General features: G+C 27.4%; 3 protein-coding genes and 1 pseudogene. 1 reads left to right on the top strand and 3 read right to left on the bottom strand.

The window, feature by feature from the left end; translation table 11 throughout:
* Positions 1 to 87: 87 nt before the first annotated feature.
* The 3 genes from HNP63_RS06500 to HNP63_RS06490 form a co-directional block, all read right to left on the bottom strand.
* Positions 88 to 654: a DUF603 domain-containing protein gene (locus HNP63_RS06500; RefSeq protein ID WP_183227665.1), complete on the bottom strand. Its 567-nt coding sequence runs from the start codon at positions 652 to 654 to the stop codon at positions 88 to 90.
* Between the two features lie 187 nt (positions 655 to 841).
* Positions 842 to 1,435 carry a DUF643 domain-containing protein gene (locus HNP63_RS06495; RefSeq protein WP_183227663.1) on the bottom strand — a complete coding sequence of 198 codons (594 nt, stop codon included), beginning with the start codon at positions 1,433 to 1,435 and terminating at the stop codon, positions 842 to 844.
* A gap of 216 nt (positions 1,436 to 1,651) precedes the next feature.
* Positions 1,652 to 2,395 carry a hypothetical protein gene (locus HNP63_RS06490; RefSeq protein WP_183227661.1) on the bottom strand — a complete coding sequence of 248 codons (744 nt, stop codon included), beginning with the start codon at positions 2,393 to 2,395 and terminating at the stop codon, positions 1,652 to 1,654.
* Positions 2,396 to 2,823: 428 nt separating this feature from the next.
* On the opposite strand from HNP63_RS06490, the pseudogene HNP63_RS06990 reads away from it, so the two are divergent.
* Positions 2,824 to 2,957: pseudogene (locus HNP63_RS06990) on the top strand (site-specific integrase); the annotation flags it as partial.

The following is a 2,957-nucleotide window of genomic DNA, read 5'->3' as shown; positions in this document are numbered from 1 at the left end:
TTGGCTTAACAAATTGTGATATATCAACTCCAAACTGATTTTTGTATTGCTTTTGGAGTGTTGTAAAAAGTTTTGTTTGATATAAGTTCACTTGTATCCTTTACTACTTTTATAATTACTTTTATTATCCACTTCATGAGCAGCAGCAAGTCTTTTCATACATTCATAGTAAAGCTCCATTTTTCTTATTGAACACTCCTTTATAAGTTCATTAAGCTCACTTTTTAAAGAATTAATATTTTCATTAACAGCTTTTGCATTTTTTTTGTTACATTGTTTATTCAAAGAGTCAATTTTAAATCTTAAATCGTCTATTTTTGAAATCATACTAGCTAACTCAATACTAGAATATTGCTTGAATGCTCGTATAAATCCTAATTCTAAATTAGAGCGCTCTAAGTCTAATTCGCCTTTAACTTTTTTAGCTTTAACTTCTGATTTAAAAGTTTGTGCTACAAGGTGTTCAAAAGTATCTTCACTAATTGTCACTGTAGAGTCCTCATTAACAGAAATCTCGCCACTTTCCCATTTTTGTCTTATTCTCCACACATTTACTCTAGAAACCCCAAGTCTAGCCGCTATTTCTTTATCACTTAATGAGCCTTCTCTAAAATATGCAACATAATCATCAAAAGATCGCTTAACTTTTTTCAAAAGCATTGCCCCAAAGTAACAAAGTTAACAAATTGTTACTCTAAATAGTAAAGCAATTTAACAAATTGTTAACATAAACTGATAACTTCTTGATATTTATTGAGGAGTATTTATATTTATTGGCTTTTATTGATTTAGCTCGCTGCTATTTCCATAATCTTTGATTTAGAAATAGCAGTTCACTAATTTATTGCATTTTGATAAAACTTGGCTCCATATGTTTTAAAAACTTTTTTATTCTTTTTATAAGATTATTACTTGTGAAAATTCCCTTGTCATAGTAGTGCATACTGGTGAATAATGTATCTATAAATGGGTTAATCACATGTAATGGTTCTGGGTTTAGTATTTCTTGATTCATATTATCAAGAATAATATGAACATAAAGCAAAAAATTGGCGGATTTATCTTCTCCTAATTTCACCAAACATTCCTCTAGCATTTCTTCCCTGTAGCTAAAATCAACCTTAATATTTTGGGAATTTTTATGTTTGTCTATTACATTGTCTATTACACATTTATCCTTCAGAACGTCTTTAATAAATTTTTTTGTAGGCTTTACAATGTCATTTACTATCTCATTAATACTTTTACCAGTTTTTCTTTTGTATTCTTGTATCGCTTCATAAGTGCTATATATTCGTCTTTTTTGCCCCAGGGTTGGTTGAGTGGTTCTATATAGCTTATGTATTTCCTTTTTTGTTTCCTTATCTAAATTATCATAAAAATCTGAAACTTCATTAACATGCATATTATCTATATAATAATATAGCAAAAACATAATATCTTAAACAATACCTTTTGACTTATTAACATAAACTTATAACTTCCTTTTATATATGCTAAAATTTTAGCAAAGGAGGAAATACAATAACTACTGAAAAATGTTTAATATTAAATTTAACTAAGCATTTTAGCGAACTTAATACTCATAAATAAAAACAAGACTAGTTAATAGTCTTGTTTTTCATAATTTACGCTTATAAAACCATTTATTTTATTCTTTTTTAACTTCTACCTTTTGGAGTTCTTCTTCAATCTTTTTAAGTGCGTTTTCTATTATTTCTTTAGTCATATTACTAGTATCACTACTGCTAGAACTAGTCATATTTTTAAATCCTAACTCATTAGCAGATTTTAAAGCTTGCTGTCCAACTTGCCCTTGCCCTTTAACTTGCTGCCCATGAGTTACTCCAGTTGCAGATTCAACTTGTTTTTTATACTCTTCAAATTTCTGTTTGGCTTCTTCTAAGGCTTTTTTTCTTTTCTCTATTTTTTCTTTTAAAGTTTTTTCAAGAGTTTCTAATTCACTTGCAAGTTTTTCTTTCTCTTCTTTTTTATCTTTTAAAGTTTTCTCTAATTCTTCTCTTATTTTTTTTACCTCTTCTTCATATTCAGAATATTTTCCAAGAGGAGTTTTATCATCTGATTTATCTATTTTTTCCTTTAATCCTTTTATTTTTTCTTCAATCTCTTCTTTTGCTTTTGAATCTTCAGAAACACCTTGAGCTACTTGCTCTTCAGCTTGCATTAATTCTTCTTTAACTTTTGAAGAAACTTCTCTTCCAAGCTTTTTTAAACCACCAATCAACTCTTCTTTTTTTGCCTCTAAAAATCCCTTAACTTTTCCTTCTACATTTTGTTCTAGATTTTTTAAATCTTTACTACTTGCATAATTCTTGCAAGAAATTATCAGTGCAAAAACAATATAAACAATAAACATTATCATTTTTTTATTCATAAGTTACTCCGTAAGGCTAAACATAACACAATCTCTAATAAATTCAATTTTTTACAGATTTAAATATTTAATTTTGTTACATTTCGGATTACATAGTAACAAAACTCAAATGTAATTTTAACCAACTCTTAAAAATCTCTCCATTGCAAATGATGGGGTCATTACAAAAGATCACAAAACACATACAAATTAAATTTCAGAGTATTTGCTATATATCAGTTAAAGTATACTATCTTTCTTATCTGCCCCCCTTAGAAATTGACACTTCTACTCTTTACAGCCACTCTACATCCCAAATTCTGCATGCAATGAGAAGCACCATAATTTGACTAAAATTTTAAGTTTTTGGTAAAATAGAAATTGCTATTTTTATATATTTTTATTACTTTTACTTAATTTAAAAGTAACACTTGTAAGGAGAGGATTTCATGGACATTAATAATTATCTTAATTTAAATAACGGGGGCACAGATTTCATTCTTAAACTACTAAAAGATTATCAAAAAGTAATAGATGAAAATAAAATTCTAAAAAATACACTAGAAAATTCAACTAAAACCAA

The organism is Borreliella afzelii (assembly GCF_014202295.1).
Classification (GTDB): domain Bacteria; phylum Spirochaetota; class Spirochaetia; order Borreliales; family Borreliaceae; genus Borreliella; species Borreliella afzelii.
Note: the sequence above shows the minus strand (reverse complement) of the source record. Positions and strands in the feature narration are given on the sequence as shown.